Genomic DNA, 26,841 nt, shown 5'->3' with positions numbered 1-26,841 from the left:
TTGCTGTGGTGGCGCCACAGGCACGATCGGCCTCCCTCTCCCTTGAGGGGAGGGAATGAGGGTGGGGGTGGTTCAGTGGATCGCTGATGGACCCCCACCCCCGACCCCTCCCCTCAAGGGGGAGGGGAGCAATCGGCGGAGACACCACGGCCATTCCCGCCGCCTATTCGGCGACGGTGACGTTGACGAGGCTCGTCAGGCGCCCGTTGGGGTAGATCTCGAAGCCGATGACGCCTTCGTTGACGGCGGTGTTGAGCGAGCCGTAAGCGATGTGCGCCGCCGGGCCTTCGCAGGCGAGCTTACGCTGCACGTTGTCGTAAATCTCCTTGCGCGCCGCGGAGTCCGTAGTGGTGCGGCCTTCGTCGAGCCAGGCGTCGATCTCCTCGTCCTCGTACTTGAAGACGTTGGTCGAGCCGCCGCCATAGAAGGTGCGGTAGAAATACTCGTCCGGATCGGGGCTGCCGCCATTGGCCGAGATGAAGAGATCGAAGTTGGAGTTGCGCCAGTCCTGCACGAACTGGCCGATCTCCTGGTTGATGAGCTGGACCTCGATGCCGCCGGCGGCCAGCTGCTGCTGGACGACCTGGGCGATGTCGCGGGTGTCCTGGCGCGGGAGCACGTTCATGGTGATGGCAAGCGGCGTTTCGACCCCGGCCTCGGCGAGGAGCGCCTTGGCGCCTTCGACATCGGTCGTGTAGCAGGCGTATTCGGCGGGATCGAGCGCCCAGTTGACGAGGGCGGGCGAAAGCGGCCCCGCCGGCACGCCCATGCCGAACAGCGCCCCGTCGATGATCTCCTGGCGATTGAGCAGCATGTTGATGGCGGTGCGCACACGCGGGTCGTCGAACGGCTCGCGCGAAACATTCATCCCGAGGAGCGTATAGGCGATGTCGCGCGTCTCTTGGACGGTGACGCCCGGCTGACCCTGCAGCTGCAGCGCGGTGGCCGGATCGATGCCGGGCAGCAGGCCGTATTCGCCGCTGGTGATGCCGACCTGGCGGGTCGCCGCCTCCGGCACGAAGTTGAACACCACCTCGTCGAGCGCGGGCTTCCCCTCGACATAGTACTCGGCGTTCTTGTCGAGGCTGATGAAGCCGTTGGGCTGCCACTGCGCGAACTTGAAGGGTCCGGTGCCGACCGGCGCCTGCTGCAGCGCCTCGGCTTCCGTCTCAAATTCGGCCGGAACGATCGCGATGCTCGCGAGCGAGGAGAGGATCGGCGCGAAGGGCGCATCGAGGGTGAAGACGACGGTCGTCGGGTCGGTGACCTCGATATTAGTGATCGGCGTCACGCGGCTGGCGAGCGGCGAGGCGATGGCCTCAGACTGCACACGGCGGATGGAGGCGGCGACGTCCTCGGCGTCCATGGCCGAGCCGTCATGGAAGGTGACGCCTTCGCGCAGCTTGAAGGTGTAGGTCAGCCCGTCCTCGGACACCTCCCAGAACTCGGCGAGACGCGGCACGATGGCGAGGTCCTTGTCGACGCCGGTCAGCCCTTCGTAGATGTTGTCCTGCACGATCACCACCGAGTTGAAGGCGGTGATGAGGTGCGGATCGAGCCCGGCGGGCGCCGAGTCGATGGCGATGTCGAGCGTCGCCGCGGTCGCGGCACCGGCGAGCATGGTGGTCGCGGCGAGCGTGGCCGCGAATGTCTTGAGCGTCATCTTCCCTCCAGTTGATGTTGGCGCCACCAACCGGCCGGGGTCAGGCGGGGCGCGGCAGCGCGAAACTCGATAGGTCCAGTTTAAGACCAGTCTGGACACTGGTCACGCTATGGTATTATGAATTTGCGTGCAAGCCCGTGCCGGGCCCTCGCCAGCGACGCCCCCGCGTTGCGCCCTTGCCACCTCACCTTCGGGAGCGCTCTTGTCCGACTTGCTCACCATCGAGGAACTCGAGATCGCGGTCGGCAACCGTCCGGTCATCGAGGGCGTGTCGCTCTCCATCCGCCCCGGCGAGATGCTGGGGTTGGTCGGGGAGTCCGGGTGCGGCAAGTCGGTGACGGCGCTCGCCATCATGCGGCTCCTCGCCGAGCCGCCCATGCGCATCGTCAAGGGCGCGATCCGCTTCGAGGGCGAGGACATCCTCTCGCTCGAAGAACGGGAGCTGGAAGAGCTGCGCGGCGACCGCATCGCCATGATCTTCCAGGAGCCGATGACCTCGCTGAACCCCGTGTTCACCATCGGCAACCAGATCGCCGAGGTTGTATTGCTCCACAGGAACGTCGGCCGGCAGGCGGCAGAGGCGCGGGCCGTCGATCTCCTCACCCGCGTCGGCATCCCGGCGCCGGAGACGGCGATGGGCCGCTATCCGCACCAGCTCTCGGGCGGGCAGCGCCAGCGGGTGATGATCGCGATGGCCTTGGCGTGCGATCCCAAGCTCCTCATCGCCGACGAGCCGACGACGGCCCTCGACGTCACGGTGCAGGCGCAGATCCTCGAGCTGATCGACAATCTGCGGCGCGAGACCGGCATGGCGGTGCTGCTGATCACCCATGACCTCGGCGTCGTCTCCCAATATTGCGACCGAGTGGCGGTGATGTATGGCGGACGGGTGGTCGAGGAAGCGCCGAGTGCCGAGCTCTTTGCCCATCCGCGCCACCGCTATACCGAGGCGCTGCTGCGCACGATCCCCGCCTCCAACCCGCCCGGGGTCGAGCTGCCGGCCATTCCCGGCACCGTGCCGCCACCGGGAAGGCGGCCGGCCGGCTGCGCCTTCCATCCGCGCTGCCACGCCATGGTCGAGCCCTGCGCCACCATCCTGCCGGGGCTGACCGAGCCGCCGCACCGCATCCGCTGCTGGAATCCCGCTGCATGAGCCTTCTGGAACTGCGCCACCTCTCCAAGACCTATCCCGGCGCCAATGGCGCCGTGGTGCACGCGGTCTCGGATGTCTCGCTCTCGATCGCGCCGGGCGAGGTTCTCGGGGTCGTTGGGGAATCGGGCTGCGGCAAGTCGACCCTCGGCCGTTCGCTCTTGCGCCTCATCGAGCCGAGCGGCGGCGAGATCGTCTTCGAGGGGCGCGACCTCACCAGGCTCACCCGCCACCAGATGAAGCCGGTGCGGCGCGACCTGCAGGTCATCTTCCAGGACCCGTTCGGCTCGCTCAATCCCCGCCATACTGTCGGTGGCATCATCGGCGAGCCGCTCGAGGTGCACCGCGTCGGCACGCGTGGCGAGCGCAAGGCGCGGGTGGCGGAGCTCTTGAAGCTCGTCGGCCTGCCCGAAGACGCAGCGAGCCGCTATCCCCACGAATTCTCCGGCGGGCAGCGCCAGCGCATCGCCATCGCGCGAGCCCTGGCGCTCGAGCCCAAGCTCCTCGTTGCCGACGAGGCGGTCTCGGCGCTTGACGTCTCGATCCAGAGCCAGATCATCAACCTGATCGCGGACCTGCAGAAGCGGCTCAACCTCTCCATCATGTTCATCAGCCATGACCTATCGGTCATCCGGCACGTCAGCGACCGCATCGCGGTGATGTATCTCGGGCGTATCGTCGAGATCGGGCCGGCCGAGGAGATCATGACGGCGCCCAGGCACCCCTATACGCAGGCATTGCTTTCGGCCATTCCGCGTCCGGGCGTTGCGCGCGCTGAACGCATCGTGCTCGAGGGCGAATTGCCGGACCCGGCCAATCCGCCCGCGGGCTGCGCCTTCCACACGCGCTGCCCGCACGTCACGGACGTCTGCCACCGCGTGCGCCCGCAGCTTGCCCGGCCGAAAACCGACGATCCGGCAAGCCGGAGCGAAGTCGCCTGCCATCTCTACGAGGCCGCATAGATGACGTTGGATGCCAAGCTCGAAGCCGCCTTCTCCCCGCTTGCCGCCGCGATCGAGGCCGGGCGCATTCCGGGCGGCGTGCTCGGCATCGTCGACACCAATGGCGGTCGCGTTCTACGGGCCATGGGGGCGGCGCAGACCCTCCCGCACCGCCGGAAGATGCACGAGGATACCTGGTTCGATCTTGCCTCGCTCACCAAGGTGATCTTCACCACCCCGCGCATTCTTGCGCTCGCCGACAGCGGCGTCATCGATCTCGACGCGCCGCTGCCGAGCCTGCTGCCGGACCTGCGCCAATACGACCTCAACGCCTGGGAGCGGAAGGTGACCTTCCGCCAATGCCTCGGCCACCAGACGCCGTTCCCGGGAGTGGAGCCGATCTATACCTACGGGCGCGACCCGAAATTGCTGCGCGCCTTCGTGCTGCAGCGCGAGTGGCGCGCCGGTCCGCCGGTTTACTCGGACATCAACTATATCCTCTTAGGGCTGGCGCTGGAGCGGCTGGAGAAGAAGAGCGTACGGCAGATGGATCCGGGGCCGGGCTTTGCCTGGTCGGCCGAGCCGGACAAGGCCGCCGCGACCGAGGCGTGCACCTGGCGCGAGCGCGTGCTCTGCGGCGAGGTGCATGACGAGAACTGCGCGGCGCTCGAAGGCTCCGGCCATGCAGGGTTGTTCGGCACGGCCAAGGCCGTGCTCGACTTCGCGCAGGGCCTGCTCGAGGGCACCGGCGCTTCGGGCAAGTCGATTGCGCTGATGAGGACGCCACTGTCCTCCCGCCGCACCCATGGCTGGGAACACCCCTATGAAGGCTGGTCGGGCGGCGACCATGCGAGCCCCGCCACCATCGGCCATACCGGCTTCACCGGCACGGGCCTCTGGATCGACTTCGAGCGCGGCTATGCCTGGACGCTGCTGACCAACCGCGTCCACCCCACCCGTCATTTCGACAGCGGCATCTTCGAGTTGCGCCGGGCGGTGGCGGACGGGATCAATACGGCGCGATGAATGCGTTGATTGCCGATGCCGGTTTACCCCTCACCCTGACCCTCTCCCCGGAGGGGCGAGGGGACGGCGCGGGGGCTGCCGGTGAAGGAACCGGAGCATCGGCGGGCGCGGAGCCCTTCGCCTCGCCCCTCCGGGGAGAGGCCGCGCAGCGGCGGGTGAGGGGTTTCTCCACACGCGAAATGTTCATGCTTCGGACAGGACAAACCTCATGACCCCGATCTGGGCCATCGGCCTGATGACCGGCACCGTGCTCGACGGCAACATCGACATCGCGCTGTTGCGCACCGATGGCGAGACCGTTGCCGAGTTCGGCGCCTATACGCTGGCGCCCTATGGCGGGGAGCTGCGAGAGCTCCTGGTCGAGACGCTCGATGCCGCCCGCAGGTGGAACTTCGAGGGGCCGGAGCCGGCGATCTTCGCCGGGGCCGAGGAGGCGCTGACGCGGGCGCAGTCGGAAGCGGTCAAGGCCTTCGTCGAGGCGCAGGGTATGGAGATGGCCGATATCGGCGTCGTCGGCTTCCACGGGCAGAGCGTCTTGCACCGCGCGCCGACGCGCGAACGGATCGGGGCGACCCGCCAGCTCGGCGATGGCGAGCTGATGGCGCAGATGCTCGGCACCCGCGTAGCCTACGATTTCCGCTCGGCTGATGTTGCTGCCGGCGGGCAGGGCGCGCCGCTCTCGGCCATCTACCACAAGGCGCTGCTCGCCGGGCTCGGGGCGCAGGGCGAGACGGCGGTGCTTAATCTCGGCGGTGTCGCCAACATCACCTGGACGGATGGGCAGGGCGCGCTCGTCGCCTTCGACACCGGCCCCGCCAACGCGCCAATCAACGATTTCGTCGAGGCGCAGGGCCTCGGCGACATGGACCGCGACGGCAGGCTTGCGCTCGCCGGCACGGTGGACGAGGCGCGGCTCGCCCGGCTGCTGGAGCATCCCTATCTCTCCGCGCCTTACCCCAAATCCCTCGATCGCTTCGATTTCACTGCGCAGATGGCCGACGGGCTCGGCGCCGCGGATGGCGCGGCGCTGCTCACGGCCTTCACCACCTCGGCCGTCGGCAAGGGGCTGGACCTGTTGTCGCGCCGGCCGGACCGGCTGATCGTCTGCGGCGGGGGGCGGAGAAACCCGGCGATCATGGCGGCGCTGCCCGAACGTGCCCGCGTCGAAGCGGTGCCGGCAGAAGCCGTCGGCTGGCGGGGCGATGCGATCGAGGCCGAGTGCTTCGCGCTCCTGGCCGTGCGTGTGCTGCGCGGTCTGCCGATCAGCTTCCCGACGACGACGGGCGTTCCGAAGCCGATGACGGGCGGACGTCTGGCGGGATAGTCGTGGGCTCGGGAGCCACCGACTGTGTCTGCCTGCGCGCCGCATGCATGCCGAGCGCGCAGGCGGAAATGATGGCGGCGCCGCCGATCCAGAGCGCGGGCTCGGGCACTTCGGCAAAGAACACATAGCCGTAGAACGCCGCCCAGAGCAGCGCGGTGTAGTCGACCACCGCGAATACAGACGCGGGCAGGCGCCGCAATCCGCTGAGGATGAAGATGAAGCCGACGGCGCCGAGGAAGCCGATCAGCACGATCTGCCACCAGATCTCCATGGCTGGAACCGTAAAGCCCGGCGCCGCCAGCGGCAGCGCGATGAGCGCCGCGATGCCCGATTGCGCCAAGGTCATCGAGGCAGCGGGCTCGTCGGTCACGTGATGCTTCATGAGGACAAGTGCTGCCGCGTAGGTCAGCGGCGCCAGGATTCCCGCGCCCCAGGCCAGCAGGCTCGACGAGCCGCCGGTTTCGATGGGGCCGCCCCCGAGGACGATGACGAGGGAGCCGGCGATACCCAGGCCAATGGCGCCGAGAAGCGCCGGAGTGACAGGCTCCCTGAGGAAGACGACGCCGAGCAGCGAGACGTAGATCGGCGCGGTCATGCCCAGCGCTCCGGCGACGGCGAGCGGCAGATTGGTGACGCCATAAAAGAAGAAGCAGGCGGTGACGACCATCAGCCCGCCGCGGAGCGCATGCCGGCCGGCATTTTCACGCCTGGGCCACGTGCTGCGCGTCAGGGCGATGTAGAGGGCGAGCCACAGGCACGCGCCGAGATAGCGCACGAAGGTGACCTGGAAGGTGGTGATATGCGCGCCGAGCCCCTTGGCCACCGCATCCATGGCGCAGAGCGTTGCGACGCCCGCGGCAGCAAGCAGGATGCCGTGGAGGGCGTCGGAGCGGGTCATGGACTAAAGGGCCTTGCTGAGGAAGTAGCGGGTGCGGCCGCGCGGGAAATCCGGCAGCTCGCCGAAAATGCTATAGCCCGCTTTGCTGTAGGCGGCGAGGGCGCTGGGGTTGAAGGTGTCGATATAGGCGCCGTGGCAACCACGGTCGCGCGCCTCGGCTTCGGCCATGGCGAGGAGCCGCCCGGAAAGGCCCTGCCCGCGATGGGCCTCGGCGATCCACAGCCACTGGACGTAAAGCCAGCCCCAGGCGGTATAGCCGGAAAGCCCGCCCTCGACCTTGCCCTCGCCCCCGCGCACGAAAATGGCGAGCGGCTGCCGCCCCGCCGGTCCGACCTCGCCGGCGTTGAACGCTGTGAGGTTGCCGCCGAGAAGCGCGAGCTCGTCCGGGTCCGGATCGGCGGTGAGATCGAGGGTAAGGGTCATGGCTGGCTCAGGGTCCCGTGGTTCGTCAAGAAGGCCCCCTCACCCGCCCGACTTCCCCGTCGCCCTCTCCCGAGGGAGAGGTGTCGCCGGGACGTTGCCCATGCCCCACACCTCTCCCTTCGGGGGAGAGGTCGCCGAAGGGCGGGGTGAGGGGGCCTTTCCCCGCCCAAAGGCTCATATCAGGCAAGCGCCTTGCGCAGGTTCCCACTCGCCGCGTCGAGCACGGCCTGCGCCGCCTCGCGCGAAAGCGACTTCGTCAGCATGACGGTTGCAAGCTTGATGACGCCGTCGGCTTCGGCGAGGGTCTTGCGGGCCGTTTCGATATCGGCCCCGGTCAAATCCGCCACCATCAGCGCCGCGCGCTCGTTGAGCTTGACGTTGGTCGGGCGCATCTCGACCATGAGGCCCCGATAGACGAAGCCGAGCTTGATCATTGCCCCGGTCGAGATGCAGTTGAGTGCCGCTTTCTGCGCCGTGCCGGCCTTCATGCGGGTGGAGCCGGCGACGAATTCCGCGCCGGTTTCTAAGAGGATCGGGATCTCACAGACCTCGCCCACTTTGCCGCCGCGATTGTTGAAGATGCCGAGGGTCAGCGCCCCGCGCCCACGCGCGAAGCTGAGGCCGGCGATAACATAAGGCGTGCGCCCGCTGGCGGCGAGGCCGATGACGACGTCGTTGGGGCCGACATGGGCCGCCTCGAGCCGGCGCACGGCCTCGTCCTCGCTGTCCTCGGCGCCTTCGGCCGCCTTGTTGAGCGCGGTCTCGCCGCCTGCCATCAGCGTGATCGCGCGCTCATAGGGCCAGTTGTAGGTCGGCGGCAACTCGGCAGCGTCTTGGGTCGCGATGCGCCCTGAGGTGCCGGCACCGAGATAAATGAGCCGGCCGCCGGCGGCGAGCCGTTCGGCCGCTGCGTCGATGGCGCGCGCGATCGGCTCGCTGGCCGCCTGCACCGCGCCGATGGCGGCGAACTGGCCCTCGAGGATGCCGGCGACGAGTTCGGCGCTCGTCCAGTCGTCGATGCCGGCAAAGCGGGCGGAGGCGGTTTCTGTGGTGGTCATGGGTGTTCCAGGCTTTCAGGTGAGAAGGCGGGCCATGCGCGCGGCATGGTGGGCGGCGTCGATCGTGGGGAAGACGACTTCGCATCCGGCCAGCGCCGCAATCAACCCCGGCTTGATGACGCGATGGAGGCCGATCACGCCGCCGACATAGCCGATGGGTTTGTTTCCGGCGCGATTGACGAGGGCGTGACCGAGGCGGGCGAGCTCGCGAGCGGCGTCTTCGAGGATGGCGAGCGCCAGCGGGTCGCCCTTGTCGGCAGCGCCGGCGACGACCTGCGCCAGTGCGCCGATGCGGCCGCGATCGCTGCCGTAGATGTAGGCGCGCGTGGCGCTCCAGTCGTCTCCGCCCATGGCGGCGAACAGCGCATCGGCGAGCAGCCGCGCGCCATCCGTGCTGCCGGTCTCGTCGATCAGCCGGTAGATCTTGTCGAGGGCGGTGAGCGCGATCCATGTGCCCGAGCCGCCGTCGTCGATAAGGATGCCGCGGCCACCGACCCGCACCAGTTCGCCATCGGCGGCAACGTGCAGGCCCACGGAGCCGGTACCCGCCGAAATGAGGTGCCCCGCTCCCGGCGCGAAGGTGGCGCGGAAGGCGAGCTCCATGTCGTCGCTGGCCCCGACCCGGTCGGGTGTGAGGCCGATGGCCGCGCCGGCAATGGCCCTGGCGTCGTCATAGGCGCGCTCGCCGAGTCCGGTGACGCCGAGGAAGGCGCCGGCAACCGGTAGGTGCGGCTGCGCCTCTGCGGCGATGGTCGCGATGACGCCGGCGAATTTTTCACGCTCGGCTGGATTGAAGAGGTGCCCCGTCGCGCCGGCCGCCGCGCCACGCGTAACGACGGCGCCCCCACCGTCAGCGACAACCCAGCGCGATGCCGTGCCGCCGATGTCGATGCCGAGGAACCGTCCGGAACTCACGGGCCGGCGACCTTGCGGACGAAGGCGCGGGTGATCTCGCGTGGATTGGTGATCATGGTGCCGACGACCACCGCATGGGCGCCCGCGTTGAGCGCGGCGCGGGCGAGCTCGGGCGTGTTGTAGCGCCCCTCGGCGACGATCGGCGCCGAGATGCGTTTGGAGAGCGCCTCGACGAGGGCGAGGTCCGGCGCCTCGGGCTTGGGCTCGGTGTATTGCGTATAGCCGGAGAGTGTCGTCGAGATGTAGGTCGCGCCCATCTGTTCGGCGGCGAGGCCTTCTTCGAGCGTCGAGATGTCGGCAAAGACCTCGAGCCCCAGCTCCTCTCGGATGCGCCTGACGAGCTCGGCTGGATCGTCGCCGTTGCGCGGGCGCGGCGTGCAGTCGAGGGCGATGATGTCGGCGCCGGCCTGCGCCAGCGTTTCGGCCGCGGCGAACGTCGGAGTGATGTAGACCGGCACGTCTTCGGAGAAGACCTTGTGGATGCCGATGACCGGTAGGCCCGCGGCCTTGACCGCCTTGACGTCGTCCGGCCCGTTGGCGCGGATGGCCTTGGCTCCGCCGTCGCGGGCGGCAAGCGCCATGGCGCCCATGAAGAGGGGGCCGTGCAGCGGATTGTCGGACCGTGCCTGGCAGGAGACGATGAGGGATCCCCTTTCGAGCTTCAGACTCATTTGACCGCTCCCGAAGTCATGCCGTTGATGAACTGGCGCGACAGCATGATGTAGATGAGGATGATGGGCGCGGCCGAAAGGGTGAGTCCGGAGAACAGCACACCCCAGTCGGTGGTGTATTCGCCCATGAAGGTGGTCAGGCCCTGCGGCAGGGTCTTGAGGCTGTCGTTCTGGATGAAAACCAGCGGGAAGAAGAAATCGTTCCAGATCGGCACGACGTTCTGGATGCCGGCGATCACCATGGCCGGACGCACCAGGGGCAGCATGATCGACCACATGATGCGCGCTTCGCTGGCGCCATCCATGCGCGCCGCGTCCTCCAGCTCGCTCGGGAGCGTGCGGATGAAGCCGGTCATGATGAAGACCGTTGTCGGCAGGCCCATGGCGGTGTAGACCGCGATCAGCGAGAGCTGGTTGTTGAGGATGCCGAGGTCGCGCATCAGCATGAAGAGCGGGATGATGGCGAGTTTTAAAGGCAGCGTTAGGCCAGCGAGGAAAAACATCAGGATGAAGCTCGCCCCGAAGAACTGGTAGCGCGCGATCGCATAGGCGGCCATGGTCCCCAGCGTCAGGATGCAGACCATCGAGGCGCCGGTGACGATGAAGGAGTTGGCGAGGTACCGCAGGAAATTCGTCTGCGTCCAGATCTTCACGAAATTGGCGACATTGGTGAAATCCGGCAGGCTGAACGGAGACTGGAAGATCTCCATGTTCGTTTTGAACGCCGAGAACACCATGATGACGATGGGGGCCAGCATGATGAAGGTGTTGGCGACGAGGATGATCTGCAGGAGGCCGTCGCGCCCGAGCGTGCCGATCAGCCCGCGCTTCTCGTAATAGGTTTCTGCGGCGGCCGTCATATCTGGATCTCCCTGGCGCGCAGCCGCACGGTAATCACGCTGGCGACGGCGGCGATGAAGACGAAGATGAGGACGGCAAGCGCGCTGCCGAGGCCGAAATTCTGCTGGCCGGCCGAGACGTTGCCGAAGGCGGTGCGGTAGAAGTAGAGCCCGAGGACGTCCGTCGAGCCATAGGGCGAGCCGTCGAGCCCGGCCATGATGTAGGGCAGCTCGAACCAGTTAAAGGCGCCCACGAACAAGAGGACGAAGACGACGGTGGCGCTCGGCGCGACGAGCGGCCAGACGATCTTGGTGATCTTGACCCATTCGCTCTCGGTCTCCATGCGCACCGCATCGAGGATCTCGCCCGGAATGCGCTGCATCCCGGCAAGGAAGACGAGCGTCGGAAACCCGACCATGTGCCAGGCATTGGCAAAGATCAGCGCCCATAGCGCGGTGGTGTCCTGGCCTAGCCACGGCTGGGCGAGGAACGGCAGGCCGACGGCCTTGAGGCTCTGGTTGACGACGCCGAACAGCGGATGGAGGAAGAGCTTCCAGAGATAGCCGACGATAATGGTCGAGAGCACGACCGGCAGGAAGACGGCAACGCGGTGGAAGCGCGCGCCGGGCAGCTCGCGCCAGAGCGCATAGGCGAGGATGAAGCCGACGCCATTCTGCAGCACCATCAGCGCAAAGAAGACGATGATGTTGTGGGTGAAGGCGTTGCGCGTCCAGCTCGCATAGGGCTCTACGAACAGCACCTGGTGGAAATTGGCGAGCCCGACGAAATCGCCGCGCATCAGGCCCTGCCAGTCGTAGAAGGCATAGGCGAAGGCGGCGACGATCGGATAGACGATGAAGAGCGCGACGAACGCCAGGGGCGGTGCGATCAGCACCGTGATCCAGAGGCCTCGTCCGGTCAGTCGCAATTGGGGCATGGGCTGGCTTCTGGCGCTCGATAAACAAACAAACGGATGCGTCTAAAAGAGGGGCGCACCGGCGGTTTGTCCGCCGGTGCGCATCTTGTCACGGTTCGACTCAGTCCTGGAACGGCTCGTACCAGGCCTTGAGGCCTTCGGTGACGGCGGCGCCGGCGGCTTCCGGCGTCGTCTGGCCGGCCATGAGCTTCTGCACCTCGCCCTGCAGCAGCACCGAGCCCGAGGGCTCGCCATAGCGGAAATCGACGAGCATCATGTAGGGGATCGAGGAGGCATTGAGCTCCGAGATCTCCTGCAGCAGCGGGTCGTCGAACGTGACGCCCGGCACTGTCGAGACATTGTTGAGCGTGTTGGCGAAGGCCTGGCCGAACTCGAGGCTCGCCACGTAGTTGAGGAACGCCAGCGCCGCTTCCGGATGCTGGGTGTTGGCGTTAGCCGCGTACCCGCCATCGTAGTAGAGCGCGACGAGCTTCTCATCCTCGGCGGCGAGGCCCGGAGCGGCGAAGACGCCCATCTCGATCTCGGGGTTCATCGTCTTGAAGGTTGCGAGCTCATAGGAGCCGCCGACGAACATGGCCGCCAGCCCCGAGCCGAAGAGCTGCTGGGCTGACGGATAGTCGAGGCCGATGAAGCCTTCCGGGAAGAACGCGCTGATTTCCTTGAGCTTGGTCAGGGCTTCCACATAGCGCGGATCGGAGAAGTCGGCTTCGCCGGCCTTCAGAGCCTCGTAGAAGTCCTTGCCGATGATCGAGGAGGTCAAACCGCCGACGATCGTCTCGTTCTGCCAGGCGGTCGCCGTGCCGTTGGCGAAGGGCATGATGCCCGCTTCCTGGATGGCCTGGGAAAGGGCGACGAGCTCGTCCCAGGTCTGCGGCTCCTCGAGGCCGAGGTCGTCGAAGACGGTCTTGTTGTAGATGACGAGCTGGGTCTGGCTGGCGAAGGGCACGGCGTAGATGGTCTCGTCCGAGCGCATGGTCTCGGCCGCAAGCGCGGTCGGCGCGAAATCGGCGAGAGCCGGCACCTTCTGCGTATCGAGCGGCATCAGGTACCCGGCCGAGGCGACGTTCTCGAGGCCGCCATAGGCGCGCACCATCATCAGGTCCGGACCCGTGCCGCCGGCGAGCGCCGTCGACAGGATCGTGTTGTAGTTGGCCGCCTCGAACGTCTCGAGGTTGACGGTGATGCCCGGATTGGCTGCCTCGAAGGCGCCGATGAACTCTTCGTACTGGGCGCGGTCTTCCTGACGCCAGCTCCAGAAGGTCAGCTCCTGGCTCAGCGCCGGCATCGTGATGAGCACGGCGCCGAGCGCTGCCCCCATGCGGATGATAGTCTTGCTCATTTCCCCTGTTCTCCCTTGTGGTTGGAAATCTTCCGGTCCTCTAGGCGGCGAGCCGCCGCCCGTCAGCCGCCGAAAAGAAATGCGCCGCCGAGGGCGCGATGGTGACCGTCACCGCCTCGTCCGGCTCGTAGAATTCGCCGGGCGCCGTACGGATGCCGACCTGCGTGCCGTCGGCAAGGCGTGCGTAGACGAAGGCGTTGTCGCCCAGATATTCGGTATAGACCACGCTTGCGGCAAAGCCGTCCCCGCCATTGCCGCGCGCGAGCGCCAGCCCGTCCGGGCGCACCCCGATCTTGAAGGCGCCGTTGGCATCGGCCGGCATCCGATCGAGCGTCTGGCTGCCGCCGCCCGCGACACCCACGCGTGCGCCTTCGCGCGTCACGTCGATCAGCGCCATCCTCGGCGAGCCGATGAAGGTAGCAACGAACGTGTTGGCCGGCGTCTCGTAGAGCTCGCGGGGGCTGCCGACCTGCTCGATCCGCCCCTGGTTCATCACCACGATCTTGTCGGCAAGCGTCATCGCTTCGACCTGGTCGTGGGTGACGTAGATCATCGTGCCGCCGATCTGGCGGTGAAGACGCGCGATCTCGAGGCGCACGTCCGAGCGCAGCGCCGCGTCGAGGTTGGAGAGCGGCTCGTCGAGCAGGAAAACCTCGGGCTTCCTCACCAGCGCCCGAGCGATGGCGACGCGCTGGCGCTGCCCGCCGGACAGCTCGCGCGGCTTCCTCTTGAGGTAGGGCTCGAGTCGGAGCATGCGCGCCGCCTCGTCGATCCGCGCTTCGATCTCGGCCTTCGTCAGACCCATCAGCCGCGCGCCGAACGCCATGTTCTCGTAGACGTCCATGTGCGGGTAGAGCGCATACGACTGGAACACCATGGCGATGCCGCGCCGCGAAGGCGGCACGTCGTTCATCGACTTGCCGTTGAGCGTAAACGTGCCTTCGGTGATGGGATCGAGGCCGGCGATCAGACGCAGGAGCGTGGATTTCCCGCATCCGGAAGGTCCCACGAACACGACGAACTCCCGGTCACCGATCTCCAGATCGATGCCGTGCAGCACGTCCGTTGTCTTGAATCGCTTCTTGATGCCGCGCAACGAAAGCCGGGCCAACCGTTCCCCTCCAGCTTGAACAAGACCACTTTAATACCAATAAGAGACCAATAACCGGAGTGGTCCCGCGTGTAAAGGGAAAAGCCGACAGGGAAACGCCGCCTGTCCATGGCTGCCCTTTTGGGGAGGCCAAGCGGCGGCGCCGATGCTATAGGGGGCTGCCCGGACGACCGGGTCCGCTTGTCGCCAGCCGGGAGCCGCGTTTGAAAGTTCTGCACGTCTTCAAGACATATCTGCCCGACAATTTCAAAGGCATCGAGCGGGTGATCTGGAGCATCGCCGAAGCGACGGCCAGGAAGGGTGTCGAACCCTTCGTCCTCGCCGTCTCCCCGAATCCGCAGGCCAAACCCTTCCGCGTCGCCAGCCATCTGGTCTATCAGGCCAAGCGAAACATCGCCGTCGCCTCGACGGACATCTCGGCCGAATTCGTCTGGAAGCTGCGCGAACTCTCGCGCGACGTCGACATCGTCCACTACCACTTTCCGTGGCCGATGATGGACGCTGCCAGCTTCTTTGCCGACAAGGGAAGTGCCAGCCTCGTCACCTATCATTCGGACGTGGTCAAGCAGCAGACGCTCTTGAAGCTCTATCGTCCGCTGATGCGGCGTTTTCTCGGCGATGTCGGTCGGATCGTCGCGACCTCGCCCAACTACCTCGCGACTAGCCCGGTGCTGAAGGACTTCGCGGACAAGACGAGCGTCATTCCCATCGGCATCGAAAAGGCCGCGCCCCAGCCTTCCGCCGAAACGGTCGCGCGCTGGCGACAGCGGCTCGGCACCGGCTTCTTCCTCTTCATCGGGGCCCCGCGCTACTACAAGGGTCTCCCCTTCCTCATCGAGGCCGCGCGGCTCGCGCCGGACGTCAGCGTGGTTCTCGCCGGGGTGGAGGCGAAGGACCTCGCCGGTAGTGGCGACATACCGCCCAACGTCACCGCGCTCGGCGAGGTCGACGATGAGGACAAGGAGGCTGTCCTCGGCCTCGCCGGGGCGTTCGTGCTGCCATCCCACCTGCGCTCGGAGGCGTTCGGCGTCGTGCTCGCCGAAGCGGCGCGCGCTGGCCTGCCGATGATCACCTGCGAGATCGGCACCGGGACGACCTACGTCAACAAGCACGATGAAACCGGCCTCGTCGTGCCGCCGGAGGACCCGCTCGCGCTCGCGCACGCCATGGGCGAGCTCAGCGGCTCGCGGCTGGCGGCCCCGTTCGGGCGCAACGCCCGGCGCCGGTTCGAGGAGCTGTTCACCGACGAGCGGATGGCCGACCTCTATATCGAGGAATACCAACGGCTGCTGGCGGCGCGTTAGCTCTGCCCCGTCCGCCACCTAGAATATCGCCGGCTCGGGCGGATTTGCGCCGAACTGGGCGCGCAGGAAATCGAAGTCGCAGCCTTCGTTGGCCTGCTGGACGTGGCGGGAATAGATCCACCCATAGCCGCGTTCGTAGTGCCGGGCAGGGGGCTGCCAGGCCTGCCGGCGCGCCGCCATCTCCTCGTCCGATATCTCGAGGCGGATGGAGCGGGCGGCGACGTCGACGCAAATGAGATCTCCGGTGCGAACCAGCGCCAGCGGGCCGCCGATATAGGATTCCGGCGCCACGTGCAGGATGCATGCCCCGTAGCTCGTGCCGCTCATGCGCGCGTCCGAAATGCGCATCATGTCGCGCACGCCCTGGCGCACGAGCTTGCGCGGAATCGGCAGCATGCCCCATTCGGGCATGCCCGGACCGCCGAGCGGACCGGCATTGCGCAGGATGAGCACATGGTCGGGCGTCACGTCGAGATCGTCACGATCGATGACGGCCTTCATCTCGGGATAGCTGTCGAAGACGAGGGCGGGGCCTGTGTGGCGCAGGAACCGCTTATCGCAGGCGCTCGGCTTGATGACGCAGCCGTCGGGGGCGAGATTGCCGCGCAGCACCGCCAGCGCCCCTTCGGCATAGACTGGATTGTCGCGCGGGCGGATGACGTCGTCGTTGTAGACCCTGGCCCCGGTGATGACCTGCCCGAGGGTCGCCCCGTCGACGGTCAGGCAATCGAGATGCAGCTGGTCGACGAGCCGGGACATCAGCCCGCGCAGGCCGCCGGCGAAGTAGAAGTCCTCCATCAGGTAGCGCTCGCCCGAGGGGCGGATGTTGGCCAGCACCGGCGTCCTGCGGCTGGCCGCGTCGAAGTCGTCGAGCGAGATGTCGGCGCCCGCCCGGCGCGCCTGGGCGATGAGGTGGATGATGGCGTTGGTCGAGCATCCCATGGCCATGGCGACGGTCACCGCGTTCTCGAAGGCCTTGCGCGTCTGGATGCGCGAGGGCACCAGGTCTTCCCACACCATCCCGACGATGCGCCGGCCGGCCTCGGCGCACATGCGGATATGGGCCGAATCCGTGGCGGGAATGGACGACGAGCCCGAAAGGCTCATGCCGATGGATTCGGCGATGGCGGTCATGGTGCTGGCGGTGCCGAGCGTCATGCAGTGGCCGGCGCTGCGCGCGATCCCGCCTTCCATCTCGCTCCAGTCCGCCACGCTGATGTTGCCGGCGCGCCGCTCGTCCCAATACTTCCAGGCATCCGAGCCCGAGCCCAGTTCCTTGCCCTGCCAGTTGCCGCGCAGCATCGGGCCGGCGGGCACGAAGATGGCGGGGAGGCCCGCGCTGGTCGCGCCCATGAGCAGTGCGGGCGTCGACTTATCGCAACCGCCCATCAGGATGACCCCGTCGACCGGATGGGCGCGGATCATCTCCTCGGCATCCATGGCCAGCATGTTGCGGTAGAGCATGGACGTCGGCTTGAGGAAGGTTTCCGACACCGAAAGCGCCGGCAGCTCGATGGGGAAACCGCCGGCCTGCAGCACGCCGCGCTTCACGTCCGCCACCCGGGTCTTGAAGTGGCCGTGGCAGGGGTTGGTGTCCGACCAGGTGTTGAGGATGGCGATGACGGGTTTGTCGACCCAGTCGGAGGGGCTGTAGCCCATCTGCAGGAGGCGCGACCGATGGCCGAACCCGCGCAGGTCGTCCGGCGCGAACCAGCGCGCGCTGCGCAACTCGCCCGGTTGCTTGCGCTGCTCGAGCTTGGCCACGTGAACCGTCATTCCAGTCCTCCCATTCCTTGTCCGCCTCGCCTTGACGAAAGGTTCAGATTTGATATTTCAGATTTCAAATTTCGAAAAGGGAGGATTTCGATGCCCACTTTATCCAGGCGGCAGTTTCTTGCTGCCGGCTCCGCGCTTTCGCTCGCCACGGCCATGGGAGCACGTAGCACATTCGCCCAGCAAGAGCGTCTGCGCCTCAGCTGGTGGGGAAATGCCGAGCGCAGCGAGCGCACCAACCAGGTGATCGACCTGTTCACCGCGGCCAATGCCGGCGTCACCATAGACGGCCAGTCGCTGCCCGGCGGCGGCGACTATTGGACGTGGCTCGCCACCCAGACGGCCGGCGGCAATCCGCCTGACGTCATCCAGATGGACTACCGCTACATCTTCGAATACGCCGGCCGCGGTGTGCTGCTGCCGCTCGATGAGCTGATCGGCTCGACGATCAACCTGTCGGATTGGCCGGAAGACCGCATCGAGGTCGGCCGCGTCGACGGCAAGGTCTACGGCATCAGCCTCGGGGCCAACACCGGCGCCGTCATCCTCAACCTCACCGCCTTCAAAGAAGCAGGGCTCGAGCCGCCGACCATCGGAACCACTTGGGAGCAGTTCGCCGATATCTGCCAAGAGCTCTCGCAAAAGACCACGCGCCCCGGCTTCTTCGGCACTCAGGACGCGAGCGGGCACGAGACCTCCTTCGAGACCTATCTGCGCCAGCGCGGCAAGGCCATGTATGCCGGCGACGGCCAGCTCGGCTTCGACGTCGAGGATGCGCAGGCCTGGTTCGCCCTGTGGTCGCAGATGCGCGAGTCCGGCGCGTGCGTGCCCGCCGACGTGCAGGCTCTCTCCCAGGGCAATGTCGACACCAGCGTCGTGACCGTCGGCAAGGCGGCCGTGGGCATTGCTCAGTCGAACCAGCTCGTCAGCTACCAGAAGGCCAACCAGGACAGTCTCGCCATGACCGGCATTCCGGTGATCGAGGGCGGTCAGCCGGGCCAGTACCTCAAACCATCCATGTACTTCAGCGTCAGCGCGCGTACCGGAAATCCGGAGCTTGCCGGACGGTTCCTCGATTTCTTCCTCAACAACGAGGAAGCGATGAACATCCTTGGCGTCGAGCGCGGCGCGCCGGAATCTCCGGCGACACGCGCCGCGATCTCGCCCTCGCTCGACGAACCTTCGCAGGCCGCGCTCGCCTATCTCGACAGCATCTCGGCGCTGATCGGCCCGCTGCCGCCCGCTCCTCCGCAGGGCGCGGGCGAAGCGACGACCGTGCTCGGATCCATCGCCGAGGAAGTGGCTTTCGAGATGAAGTCCGTCGAGCGGGCCGCCGCCGATCTCGTGGCCGGCATGACCGAGGCCATCGGGCGCGGGTAACTCCTCCCTCGCTCCCGGGCCCGTCCGGCGGCTTGCCGTCCGGACGGGCCTGTTTTCTTGCAAGGACGACCAATGGCTGAGATCACCGCTCATAGCGGGCGAATGGACGGCGTGTCGGCGCGGCGGCGCATTTTCTGGTGGCATTCGCCGATGCTGCGCAGCCGCGTTCTCTCCGGCTACGGCTTCCTGCTGCCCTGGCTCGTCGATCGTCTATGCGACCACCGCCGACAGACAGCCCCCGACCATCGTCCTCGAGGGGCAGCGCGGCATCGACATCGGCGCGACGATTCCGGTCCATGTCGATCCGGCGAGGGTCGCCGTCTTCGACAAGAACGGGCAGACCATCGCATGAATGTCCACTGCTGATATACTGGGGACGATTGAAGGAGGCGTCATGCAGAACCAAGCCGAAGTCCGCCTGGAGAAAATCGACCCCCGGCTGACCACGACCCTGCGCGACCATGTGCATAAGGCGCTGCGCATGGCCATCGTCTCCGGGCGCTTTCCGCCCCAGAGCCGGCTCAACGAACGTCAGCTTGCCGAGGACCTCGGCGTCAGCACCACCCCGCTCAAGGAGGCGCTACGCCAGCTGGAATCCGAGGGGCTGGTGAGCACGTTGCCCCGCCGCGGCGTCGTCGTGCTCTATGGGCGCGCCTGGGCCGAGGAGATGATCCTTGCCCGCGCCGCCCTCGAATCGATGATCGCCCACCTGGCGGCGCGGCGCATCGGCGAGGCCGATATCGCCCAGCTCGAAACCACGATGACGGCGATGGCCGACGCCACGGAACGCGCCGACGCCGATCAGCTCATCGCCCTCAACGAGACGTTTCACGACTGCATCCACCGCGCCTCACGCTGCGAGTACCTCAGCCGCCTCATCGAGCGCCAGCAGTTCTATGACGCCAGCACCCGCCGGGTGATCCATGCCGACCCCGAGGAGCGCGCCCACGCGCTCGACGAGCACACGCGGATCGGCCGGGCGATCATCGCGGGCGACGCGGAGACGGCCGAGCGGGTCATGCGGGATCACGTTGTGCGTTCGGGCAACATCTATCTCGCCCGGGTTTTCCCCGACGCAGGCGAGACGACGCCGGGTCTCGACAGGTTCTGAAATCTGATATATCAAAGCGATAACTGCCAGAAGCCGCAAAGGAATCCTCTCGTGTCGGACGCCATCGCCAAGCTGCGCCAGGCCCTTACCGGGATTTCGGGCGTGCCCGTGACACCCTACGCCGCCGACGGGTCGGTCGACGCCGGGGCGCTGCACGCGCTGATCGCGCGCCTGTCGCAGGCCGGTGTCCACAACCTCATGGCGGCGGGCAATACCGGCGAGTTCTTTGCGCTCTCGCTCGAAGAGATCCGGCTGGTGCATCGCGTGACCATCGAGGCGGCGACGACCGGCGGCAGTCTCGTCAGTGCCGCGGTCGGCCGTTCTCTGGTCGAGGCCAAGGCGCTCGCCCGCGACGCCATAGCGGCGGGAGCCGATGCCATCATGGGCCACCACCCGATGGACCCCTTCGCTGCGCCTGCCGCCCAGGCCCGCTATTTCCTCGAGCTGGCCGACAGCTCGAGCGTGCCGGTCATCGCCTATGTGCGCTCGGATGCGCTTTCGGTCGACGATTTCCGCCGCATGGCCGGTCACGCCAATATCGCGGGCATCAAGTATGCCTCCCCCAACCTCATGCAGCTGGCCGAAGCCATCCGCGCCACCAGGGACCTGCCGGCCGTCTGGGTCTGCGGGCTGGCGGAAGGCTGGGCGCCGGCATTCTACGCCATGGGCGCGCGCGGCTTCACCTCGGGCCTCGTCAACGTCTTTCCCAAGCGCTCGTTGGCCATCCACGCGGCCCTCCAGGAGAACGACTTCGCCCGCGCCCGCGCCCTCATCGACGGCATCGCCGGTTTCGAGGCGCTGCGCACCAGATACGCCAACGGCGCCAATGTCACGGTGGTCAAGGAAGCGCTCGGCCTTATCGGCGAGAACGTCGGCCCCGTGCGGCGACCGGGCATGGAGGCGTTGGACGAGAACGAGCGCGCGAGCCTGCGCCGGATCGTCGAAGCCGTGGCCGCCGAAGCCGTCTGACAGGCACTCCCATGAAGATCACAGCGTTCAAGACCTATATGCAGCGCGTGGACGACCGTCCGCGCCTCCTGGTCAAGATCGAAACCGACGAGAGGATCTCCGGCTGGGGCGAAGCCTACAACCACGGCCCCGACTGGGCGCTGCCGCCGCTGCTCGCGTATCTTTTCGAGCAGATCGTGGGCGAGGATCCGCGGCGGGTGGAATTCCTGGTTCTCAAACTGCACCAGCAGTGCCGCTTCCCACCCGGGGCACTGGGCCTCGCGGCGATCTCGGTGATCGATCATGCCCTCTGGGACATCGCCGGCAAGGCGGCGGGTCTGCCGGTCTACATGCTGCTCGGCGGCAATGTGCGCGACCGGGTCAAGGTCTATTGCGGCGTCTATACCGCGCCCGACCCGGAGGCGGCGCTGGCCCAGACCAGCGAGCTCAACGAGCGTTACGGCTATACCGCGTTCAAGCTCAGCCCCTACCGGCGGGACCTGCACGCGGGGCGCTGGGGCGAGCTGGTCAGGCAGACCGGCGACTATTTCGGGCGGGTCCGCGAGATCACCCCGAGCCACTTCGAATTCGCCTTCGATGCCCACGCCAGGATCTTCGAGCCCTATCAGGCCATCCAGTTGGCCGAGGCGCTGGCGCCATACGATCCCTATTTCTACGAGGAGCCGATCCGCCCCGAGCACATTCCGGCCTGGCGCGAGATCAAGTCCAAGGTCCGCGTGCCGCTGGCGACGGGGGAATCGCTCTACAACCGCTTCGAGTTCCTCTCGCTGCTGACTGCCGGTGGAGCGGACATCATCCAGCCCGACATCTGCGTCGTCGGCGGCATCAGCGAGATGCGGCGCATCGCCACCATCGCCGAGGCGCACTATGTGACCGTCGCGCCGCACAACCCCATGGGTCCGTTGGCGACGGCGGTGAACGTCCACTTCGCGGCCGCCCAGCCCAACTTCAAGGTGCTGGAGTTCAAGCCACACGTCCACGCGCCCTGGGCCGTCGATCCCTACATTCCCGTCGACGGCCACATGGAGCTGCGCCCGGACCGGCCGGGCTTTGGCATCGAGATCGACGAAAAGGCGCTCGAGCGGGACGACTACATCCACTGGGAACGCAAGATCACCCGCAAGCCCGACGGCGCCACCGCCTACCCCTGAGCTATCCCCGCACGCCGTAGATCCGCTCGGCACTCTCGGCCGAGAGATAGCCGTTGCGGATGTCCTGGCGCACGGCCTCGCTCGTGCGCTTGCGCGGATCGCCGTAGCCGCCGCCGACGCCGGTGACGACGTGCACTACGTCGCCCTTGCTCAGCGGCACGTTGGTGGCGAAGGCGTAGCGTTCGGCGGCCTTGCCGAGGCGCAGCACCTCCACATAGTTGGGCGAGCCGTCGGCCCCGCCGGCCTGCCCCCAGGGCGGCACGCGCGAGCGCGTGTAGCCGACGGAGAGGAAATTGTCGTCGGCCCTCACCCGGTAGCGCACCGAAATGCCCTTGCCGCCGCGCCACTGGCCCTCGCCACCGGATTCGGGGTTGAGCGCCAGCTCGTCGACGTCGAGCCCGTAGCGCGCTTCGGCGACCTCGGCGGGGCAGTTGAAGGTGTCGCCGTGAAAGCCCGAGAAGATAGCGCTGTTGCCGTCGCGGCCCTGCTGGGCGCCCCAGCCGCCGAGCTGCGGCTCGACGATGGTGTAGTGCCGGCCGGTGTCGGGGTGCTTGCCGCCGATGACCGTGCCGCAGATCGAGGCGAAATTGCCGGCCGGAATGACGCCGGGGAAATGGTGGGCAAGGCAGCGCAGGATGAGATCGAAGACGCGGATTTCGACCTCCGCATAGTAGCCGAGCGCGCCCGGCTCGACGACGTGGAACACCGTTCCCGGTTGGGTGAGGAGCTTCAGCGGGCGGAAGAACCCGCCATTGCCGGGCGCCTGCGTATCGGTGAACGCCTTGAAGGCGAGCTGGGCGGAAATCTCGATGCCTTCGCGGCTCGAATTGCTGGAGCCCTTTTGCGGGGGATTGTCGCGCAGGTCGATGATGAAGTCGCTGTCGGTGATCTCGATGGTGATCCTGTGGATCGCGCCGTCGTCCTGCTCTTCCTCGAACGGATAGACCCCCTTCCGCAGATTGGCGAGCGCCGCCCGGGCGCGCCGCTCGCCCAGTTCCATGAAATCCTCGATCGCGGCGGTGAAGGTGTCGGCGCCGTATTTCTCGATCATCTCGAGGATGCGGCGCTCCCCGATCCGCACGCCGGCAATGCCGGCCCAGAGGTCGCCGCGCAGGAAATCGGGCAAGCGCGTGTTGACATAGAGGATGTCGAACACCGCCTGGTTGGGAACGCCCGCGTCGATCAGCTTGACGGCCGGGATGCGCACGCCCTCCTGGAAGATTTCGGTCGCTTCCGAAGACATCGAGCCCGGCACGTTCCCGCCCACATCGTTCCAGTGTGCGATGTTGGCGGTCCAGGCGACGATGCGGCCGTCGGCGAAGACAGGCATGGCGAGGATCATGTCGTTGAGGTGGGTCACCCCGCCCCAATAAGGGTCGTTGGAGGCGAAGAGATCGCCGGGGCGGATGGTCTGTGGCGGGTGCTTCTCGATGATGCGCTTGACCGCCTTGTCGAGCACGCCGACGAACGCCGGGATGCCGGCGCCCGAGGCGGCGATCTCGCCGTTGGCGTCGCAGATGCCGGTGCCGAGGTCCAGCACCTCATAGATGATCGCGCTCATCGACGTCTTGCGCTGCGCCGCGAACATCTCGTCGGCAACGGCTTCGAGGCCGTTCTGGATGATATCGAAGGTGACCGGATCGTAGGAAGACGCGCTCATCACTCAGCCCCTGATCTCGATATGGGTGTTGCCGAAATCGTCGATCGAAACCCTGTTTCCCGGATGGACGACGACGGTAGTGCCAGGGTCTTCGATCACGGCGGGGCCTGCAAAGGCCATGCCCGGCTCAAGCTTTTCGGCATCGTAAATGGTGGCGAGGTGCACGCCTTCGGTTGCGTAATCAACCTCGCGCCGGCCCTTGACCGCGTCGGCAAGCACGGCGCCGGTCCGCGGCTGCGCTGCCATCTCGAGCTTGCCGACCTCGGCCGAGGCGATGAGGTGGACGCCGACGATCTCGACAGGGGTGTCGAGCCGGTAGGTGTACTCGCGCTCATAGGCCTCGTGGAAATCGGCGACCATGGCGGCGAGCCGTTCGGCCGTCACCGTGCCGGCGGGTATCGGCACCTCCACGGAGTGCTCCTGGTTGCGGTAGCGGACCTTGACCAACGGGGCGAGGGTAAGGTCGTGGTCCGCGATGCCTTCCTTGCCGAACTGGTCGCGGGCATGGGCGCTCATTTCGGCAACGAGCGCGTCGAGCCCGGCTGTATCCGTGCCGTCGAGCAGGCGGGTGACGAAATAGTCGCGCCTCAGGTCGCTCATCATCATGCCCCAGGCCGAAAAGACCGGGGCGCCGCGCGGCACGACGACTTTCTTGACGCCGAGCTCCTGGCCGAGCGCCACGCCGTGCATGGCCCCGCCGCCGCCGAAAACGACGAGGGTGAAGTCGCGCGGATCATAGCCGCGATTGAGGGAAACGAGCTTGAGCGCGTTGACCATGTTGGCGTTGGCGATGCGTACGATGCCGCGCGCCGCCTCGATCGGACTGGTGCCGAGCTTTTTGGCGAGTTCCCCAAGCGCGGCATCGACCGCGGTCATGTCGGCGATCATCGAGCCGCCGCAGAAATAGTCGCGGTTGATGCGGCCGAGCGCGAGGTTCGCGTCGGTGGTCGTCGCCTCGATGCCGCCCCGGCCGTAGGCCGCCGGCCCCGGCATGGCGCCCGCCGATTGCGGACCCACATGCAGCTTGCCGAAATCGTCGACCCAGGCGATCGAGCCGCCGCCATTGCCGATCTCGACGAGGTCGACCACCGGGACCATGATCGGGTAGCCAGCGCTCTTGCGGTCGCGCTCGATCCAGTAGTCGGTCTTGATACGCACCTGGCCGTTCTCGATCAGCGAGCACTTTGCCGTGGTGCCGCCGATGTCGAGAGCCAGCACGTTCGGCTCGCCGATGATGCGGCCGAGCTCGGCCGCGCCCCAGAAGCCGGAAGCAGGCCCTGATTCCACCATTGTGATGGGGATGGCCTTCGTTGATGCCAGGGAATCGACGCCGCAGTTGGACTGCATGATATAGAGGCGGCCTGCATAGCCTTCGCCGTCGAGCCCCTGCTCGAGCCGGCTGAGATAGCGTTCCGCCACGGGCTGCACATAGGCCGAAAGGACTGCGGTGCTGGAGCGCTCGTACTCGCGCCATTCCCGCGTGATCTGGTGTGAGGCGACGACCGACACTTCCGGCCAAAGGTCGTGGATGGCCGCGGCGAGCGCCTGCTCATGCGACGGGTTGGCATAGGCGTGGATGAGGCAGACCGCGATCGCCTCCACTCCGTCCGCTTTGAAGGCGCCTATGATGGCGGGCAGGTCCGTGAGGTCGAGCGGCGCCGTCTCGTTGCCTCTGTAGTCCATCCGCCCGGCAACCTCGCGCCGCAGATAACGCTCAACGAACGGGGCGGGCTTTTCGTACGAGAGATTGAAGAAATCAGGCCGGTTGCCGCGGGCAATCTCGAGGACGTCGCGGAAGCCCTGCGTGGTGATGAGCCCGGTGCGCGCGCCTTTCCGTTCGGTCAGCGCGTTGATGACGACGGTGGTGCCGTGGGCGAAGAAATCGACCTCATCGAGCGATACGCCGCCTTTCCGCAACACATCGAGTACCCCCTGCTCGAAATTGGGAGGCGTGGTATCGGACTTCTCGGTGCGCACGGTCTGGCGGCCCGTCTTGCGGTCGGTTTCGAAATAGACGAGGTCGGTGAAGGTGCCGCCCACATCCGTCGCAACGCGGCTGATCGTGTCGCTCATCGAATTCCTCCTTGCCTCGTCGACCGTTCCGCCTCCAGATAGAACGGACCGTTTAGAGCTAAGTTATATCCAGTTTGTCGACAAGACGTCGCGTCGCGCAAAATGCGGATCATGGCCATGTTTTCCTTGTCGACAAACTAAATACAAAACGCTAGAGGTGGGCCTGAACACTCCGGTTTGCGACCAAGAGGACTCCATGCAAAAGAGCGATTTCCGCGGCATCCTGCCGGCGATAACGACCAAGATGACGGCGGACCAACAGGTCGATCTGGCGGCGGTCAGGGCGGATGTGGCTTTCCAGATCGATGGTGGCGTCGATGGCATCATCGCCTGCGGCTCGCTGGGCGAAGCCTCGACGCTCTCTGCCGCCGAAAAGCTTTCCATAGCCAAAGCCGCGATCGAGGAGGCCGCTGGGCGCGTGCCGGTGATCCTGACGATCGCCGAGGATTCGACCGCCGCCGGCGCGGCTCTTGCCGCCGAGGCCGAGAAGATCGGCGTCGAGGGGCTGATGGTGTTGCCTGCCATGCGTTATCTCGCCGACGACCGCGAGGTCATCACTCATTACCGCACCGTTGCCGCCGCCTCTGGCCTGCCGATCATCGTCTACAACAACCCCATCGCCTATGGCATCGACATCAGCGTCGAGATGCTCCGGGAAATGGCCGACGAGCCCAAGTTCGTCGCCGTCAAGGAGTCGACCGGCGACACCCGCCGCATCAACGAGACGCTGAACGCCCTCGGCGACCGCTACCAGCTGCTGACCGGGGTCGACGACCTGGCGCTCGAGAGTCTCATCCTCGGGTGCGTCGGCTGGATCGCCGGCCTCGTGGTCGCTTTCCCCAGGGAAACGGTTACCATCTACAAGCTCGTCCAGCAGGGCCGCATCCCCGAGGCGCTGGAGATCTACCGCTGGTTCCTGCCCCTGCTGCACCTCGATATCGGCCCCAAATTCGTGCAGAAGATCAAGCTTGCCGAGCACATCGCGCGGGGCACCTCGCCGGTCGTCCGCCAGCCGCGCCTTGAGCTTGTCGGCGAGGAGGAGAAGGCTGTAAGGGCTATCGTCGAGGCGGGGCTGAAGGCCCGTCCCGATCTCTCCAGATATGGCCTTTGAAACAACGAAAGAG

23 protein-coding genes are annotated in these 26,841 nt (G+C 66.7%); 10 read left to right on the top strand and 13 right to left on the bottom strand.

The genetic code is table 11. The features are described from left to right. Positions 1–163: 163 nt before the first annotated feature. A complete protein-coding gene (locus tag VE25_RS19890) occupies positions 164–1,663 on the bottom strand; it encodes an ABC transporter substrate-binding protein (protein WP_052732106.1) in 1,500 nt (499 codons plus the stop codon). A gap of 202 nt (positions 1,664–1,865) precedes the next feature. Here VE25_RS19890 and VE25_RS19885 point away from each other — a divergent pair, with 202 nt between their 5' ends. From VE25_RS19885 to VE25_RS19870, 4 genes are all read left to right on the top strand, one after another. Then, positions 1,866–2,816: an ABC transporter ATP-binding protein gene (locus tag VE25_RS19885; RefSeq protein WP_046110408.1), complete on the top strand. Its 951-nt coding sequence runs from the start codon at positions 1,866–1,868 to the stop codon at positions 2,814–2,816. Beyond that, entirely contained in the window at positions 2,813–3,775 is a 963-nt protein-coding gene (locus VE25_RS19880) for an ABC transporter ATP-binding protein (protein ID WP_046110407.1), read from the top strand. The genes VE25_RS19885 and VE25_RS19880 overlap by 4 nt, the downstream gene beginning before the upstream one ends. Then, the gene (locus tag VE25_RS19875; RefSeq protein WP_046110406.1) at positions 3,776–4,780 is read left to right on the top strand and encodes a serine hydrolase domain-containing protein; all 1,005 of its coding nucleotides are present in this window, start codon (positions 3,776–3,778) and stop codon (positions 4,778–4,780) included. It abuts the gene before it with no gap. A 208-nt stretch (positions 4,781–4,988) separates the two neighbouring features. Further along, the gene (locus tag VE25_RS19870; RefSeq protein WP_046110405.1) at positions 4,989–6,104 is read left to right on the top strand and encodes an anhydro-N-acetylmuramic acid kinase; all 1,116 of its coding nucleotides are present in this window, start codon (positions 4,989–4,991) and stop codon (positions 6,102–6,104) included. On the opposite strand, the gene VE25_RS19865 is transcribed toward VE25_RS19870, so the two are convergent. The 9 genes from VE25_RS19865 to VE25_RS19825 all read right to left on the bottom strand — a co-directional run bounded on the left by VE25_RS19865 (position 6,043) and on the right by VE25_RS19825 (position 14,296). Then, on the bottom strand, positions 6,043–7,002 hold the full coding sequence (locus tag VE25_RS19865; protein ID WP_046110404.1) for a DMT family transporter: 960 nt from the start codon (positions 7,000–7,002) through the stop codon (positions 6,043–6,045). The genes VE25_RS19870 and VE25_RS19865 overlap by 62 nt on opposite strands. 3 nt (positions 7,003–7,005) lie before the next feature. After that, on the bottom strand, positions 7,006–7,425 hold the full coding sequence (locus VE25_RS19860; protein WP_046110403.1) for a GNAT family N-acetyltransferase: 420 nt from the start codon (positions 7,423–7,425) through the stop codon (positions 7,006–7,008). Positions 7,426–7,604: 179 nt separating this feature from the next. Then, positions 7,605–8,483 (bottom strand): N-acetylmuramic acid 6-phosphate etherase, encoded by an 879-nt coding sequence (locus VE25_RS19855; RefSeq protein WP_046110402.1) that lies wholly within the window; start codon positions 8,481–8,483, stop codon positions 7,605–7,607. Between the two features lie 15 nt (positions 8,484–8,498). Next, on the bottom strand, positions 8,499–9,398 hold the full coding sequence (locus tag VE25_RS19850; protein WP_052732105.1) for an N-acetylglucosamine kinase: 900 nt from the start codon (positions 9,396–9,398) through the stop codon (positions 8,499–8,501). Further along, positions 9,395–10,069, bottom strand: coding sequence for an N-acetylmannosamine-6-phosphate 2-epimerase (locus VE25_RS19845; protein WP_046110401.1), 675 nt, complete (start codon positions 10,067–10,069; stop codon positions 9,395–9,397). Before VE25_RS19845 ends, VE25_RS19850 begins: the two co-directional genes overlap by 4 nt. Beyond that, positions 10,066–10,929 (bottom strand): carbohydrate ABC transporter permease, encoded by an 864-nt coding sequence (locus tag VE25_RS19840; protein WP_046110400.1) that lies wholly within the window; start codon positions 10,927–10,929, stop codon positions 10,066–10,068. The genes VE25_RS19845 and VE25_RS19840 overlap by 4 nt, the downstream gene beginning before the upstream one ends. Next, positions 10,926–11,846, bottom strand: a complete 921-nt coding sequence (locus tag VE25_RS19835; protein ID WP_046110399.1) for a carbohydrate ABC transporter permease — start codon at positions 11,844–11,846, stop codon at positions 10,926–10,928. Before VE25_RS19835 ends, VE25_RS19840 begins: the two co-directional genes overlap by 4 nt. Positions 11,847–11,946: 100 nt before the next feature. Then, the gene (locus tag VE25_RS19830; protein ID WP_046110398.1) at positions 11,947–13,185 is read right to left on the bottom strand and encodes an extracellular solute-binding protein; all 1,239 of its coding nucleotides are present in this window, start codon (positions 13,183–13,185) and stop codon (positions 11,947–11,949) included. A 40-nt stretch (positions 13,186–13,225) separates the two neighbouring features. After that, a complete protein-coding gene (locus VE25_RS19825) occupies positions 13,226–14,296 on the bottom strand; it encodes an ABC transporter ATP-binding protein (RefSeq protein ID WP_046110397.1) in 1,071 nt (356 codons plus the stop codon). Positions 14,297–14,499: 203 nt separating this feature from the next. On the opposite strand from VE25_RS19825, the gene VE25_RS19820 reads away from it, so the two are divergent. Further along, positions 14,500–15,600, top strand: coding sequence for a glycosyltransferase (locus VE25_RS19820; protein ID WP_046110396.1), 1,101 nt, complete (start codon positions 14,500–14,502; stop codon positions 15,598–15,600). An 18-nt stretch (positions 15,601–15,618) separates the two neighbouring features. On the opposite strand, the gene araD is transcribed toward VE25_RS19820, so the two are convergent. Then, on the bottom strand, positions 15,619–17,376 hold the full coding sequence (araD, locus tag VE25_RS19815; RefSeq protein WP_046110395.1) for an L-arabinonate dehydratase: 1,758 nt from the start codon (positions 17,374–17,376) through the stop codon (positions 15,619–15,621). 90 nt (positions 17,377–17,466) lie between these two features. On the opposite strand from araD, the gene VE25_RS19810 reads away from it, so the two are divergent. From VE25_RS19810 to VE25_RS19795, 4 genes are all read left to right on the top strand, one after another. Beyond that, a complete protein-coding gene (locus VE25_RS19810; protein WP_046110394.1) occupies positions 17,467–18,753 on the top strand; it encodes an ABC transporter substrate-binding protein in 1,287 nt (428 codons plus the stop codon). Between the two features lie 394 nt (positions 18,754–19,147). Continuing rightward, positions 19,148–19,864, top strand: coding sequence for a GntR family transcriptional regulator (locus VE25_RS19805; protein WP_046110393.1), 717 nt, complete (start codon positions 19,148–19,150; stop codon positions 19,862–19,864). 51 nt (positions 19,865–19,915) lie between these two features. Next, complete coding sequence (locus VE25_RS19800; RefSeq protein WP_244466990.1) at positions 19,916–20,833, top strand: dihydrodipicolinate synthase family protein; 918 nt, start codon at positions 19,916–19,918, stop codon at positions 20,831–20,833. Positions 20,834–20,844: 11 nt separating this feature from the next. Beyond that, a complete protein-coding gene (locus VE25_RS19795; protein WP_046110392.1) occupies positions 20,845–21,984 on the top strand; it encodes a mandelate racemase/muconate lactonizing enzyme family protein in 1,140 nt (379 codons plus the stop codon). A gap of 1 nt (position 21,985) precedes the next feature. On the opposite strand, the gene VE25_RS19790 is transcribed toward VE25_RS19795, so the two are convergent. Both VE25_RS19790 and VE25_RS19785 read right to left on the bottom strand, forming a co-directional pair. Beyond that, positions 21,986–23,644: a hydantoinase B/oxoprolinase family protein gene (locus VE25_RS19790; protein WP_046110391.1), complete on the bottom strand. Its 1,659-nt coding sequence runs from the start codon at positions 23,642–23,644 to the stop codon at positions 21,986–21,988. A 3-nt stretch (positions 23,645–23,647) separates the two neighbouring features. Next, a complete protein-coding gene (locus VE25_RS19785) occupies positions 23,648–25,717 on the bottom strand; it encodes a hydantoinase/oxoprolinase family protein (RefSeq protein ID WP_046110390.1) in 2,070 nt (689 codons plus the stop codon). A 196-nt stretch (positions 25,718–25,913) separates the two neighbouring features. Here VE25_RS19785 and VE25_RS19780 point away from each other — a divergent pair, with 196 nt between their 5' ends. After that, the gene (locus tag VE25_RS19780; protein ID WP_046110389.1) at positions 25,914–26,828 is read left to right on the top strand and encodes a dihydrodipicolinate synthase family protein; all 915 of its coding nucleotides are present in this window, start codon (positions 25,914–25,916) and stop codon (positions 26,826–26,828) included. The last annotated feature ends 13 nt before the right edge of the window (positions 26,829–26,841 follow it).

The sequence above is a fragment of the Devosia geojensis genome (assembly GCF_000969415.1).
GTDB classification, from domain to species: Bacteria; Pseudomonadota; Alphaproteobacteria; order Rhizobiales; family Devosiaceae; genus Devosia; species Devosia geojensis.
This window is presented reverse-complemented; position numbering and strand designations above follow the sequence as displayed.

What these genes read in the sequence shown, in the direction of transcription:
- VE25_RS19810 (WP_046110394.1), top strand. Translation starts at nt 17,467, where the DNA reads ATGCCCACTTTATCCAGGCGGCAGTTTCTTGCTGCCGGCTCCGCGCTT.
- VE25_RS19795 (WP_046110392.1), top strand. Translation starts at nt 20,845, where the DNA reads ATGAAGATCACAGCGTTCAAGACCTATATGCAGCGCGTGGACGACCGT.
- VE25_RS19880 (WP_046110407.1), top strand. Translation starts at nt 2,813, where the DNA reads ATGAGCCTTCTGGAACTGCGCCACCTCTCCAAGACCTATCCCGGCGCC.
- VE25_RS19805 (WP_046110393.1), top strand. Translation starts at nt 19,148, where the DNA reads ATGCAGAACCAAGCCGAAGTCCGCCTGGAGAAAATCGACCCCCGGCTG.
- VE25_RS19860 (WP_046110403.1), bottom strand. Translation starts at nt 7,425, where the DNA reads ATGACCCTTACCCTCGATCTCACCGCCGATCCGGACCCGGACGAGCTC.
- VE25_RS19830 (WP_046110398.1), bottom strand. Translation starts at nt 13,185, where the DNA reads ATGAGCAAGACTATCATCCGCATGGGGGCAGCGCTCGGCGCCGTGCTC.
- VE25_RS19845 (WP_046110401.1), bottom strand. Translation starts at nt 10,069, where the DNA reads ATGAGTCTGAAGCTCGAAAGGGGATCCCTCATCGTCTCCTGCCAGGCA.
- VE25_RS19785 (WP_046110390.1), bottom strand. Translation starts at nt 25,717, where the DNA reads ATGAGCGACACGATCAGCCGCGTTGCGACGGATGTGGGCGGCACCTTC.
- VE25_RS19790 (WP_046110391.1), bottom strand. Translation starts at nt 23,644, where the DNA reads ATGAGCGCGTCTTCCTACGATCCGGTCACCTTCGATATCATCCAGAAC.
- VE25_RS19865 (WP_046110404.1), bottom strand. Translation starts at nt 7,002, where the DNA reads ATGACCCGCTCCGACGCCCTCCACGGCATCCTGCTTGCTGCCGCGGGC.
- VE25_RS19840 (WP_046110400.1), bottom strand. Translation starts at nt 10,929, where the DNA reads ATGACGGCCGCCGCAGAAACCTATTACGAGAAGCGCGGGCTGATCGGC.
- VE25_RS19835 (WP_046110399.1), bottom strand. Translation starts at nt 11,846, where the DNA reads ATGCCCCAATTGCGACTGACCGGACGAGGCCTCTGGATCACGGTGCTG.
- araD (WP_046110395.1), bottom strand. Translation starts at nt 17,376, where the DNA reads ATGACGGTTCACGTGGCCAAGCTCGAGCAGCGCAAGCAACCGGGCGAG.
- VE25_RS19780 (WP_046110389.1), top strand. Translation starts at nt 25,914, where the DNA reads ATGCAAAAGAGCGATTTCCGCGGCATCCTGCCGGCGATAACGACCAAG.
- VE25_RS19875 (WP_046110406.1), top strand. Translation starts at nt 3,776, where the DNA reads ATGACGTTGGATGCCAAGCTCGAAGCCGCCTTCTCCCCGCTTGCCGCC.
- VE25_RS19890 (WP_052732106.1), bottom strand. Translation starts at nt 1,663, where the DNA reads ATGACGCTCAAGACATTCGCGGCCACGCTCGCCGCGACCACCATGCTC.
- VE25_RS19855 (WP_046110402.1), bottom strand. Translation starts at nt 8,483, where the DNA reads ATGACCACCACAGAAACCGCCTCCGCCCGCTTTGCCGGCATCGACGAC.
- VE25_RS19870 (WP_046110405.1), top strand. Translation starts at nt 4,989, where the DNA reads ATGACCCCGATCTGGGCCATCGGCCTGATGACCGGCACCGTGCTCGAC.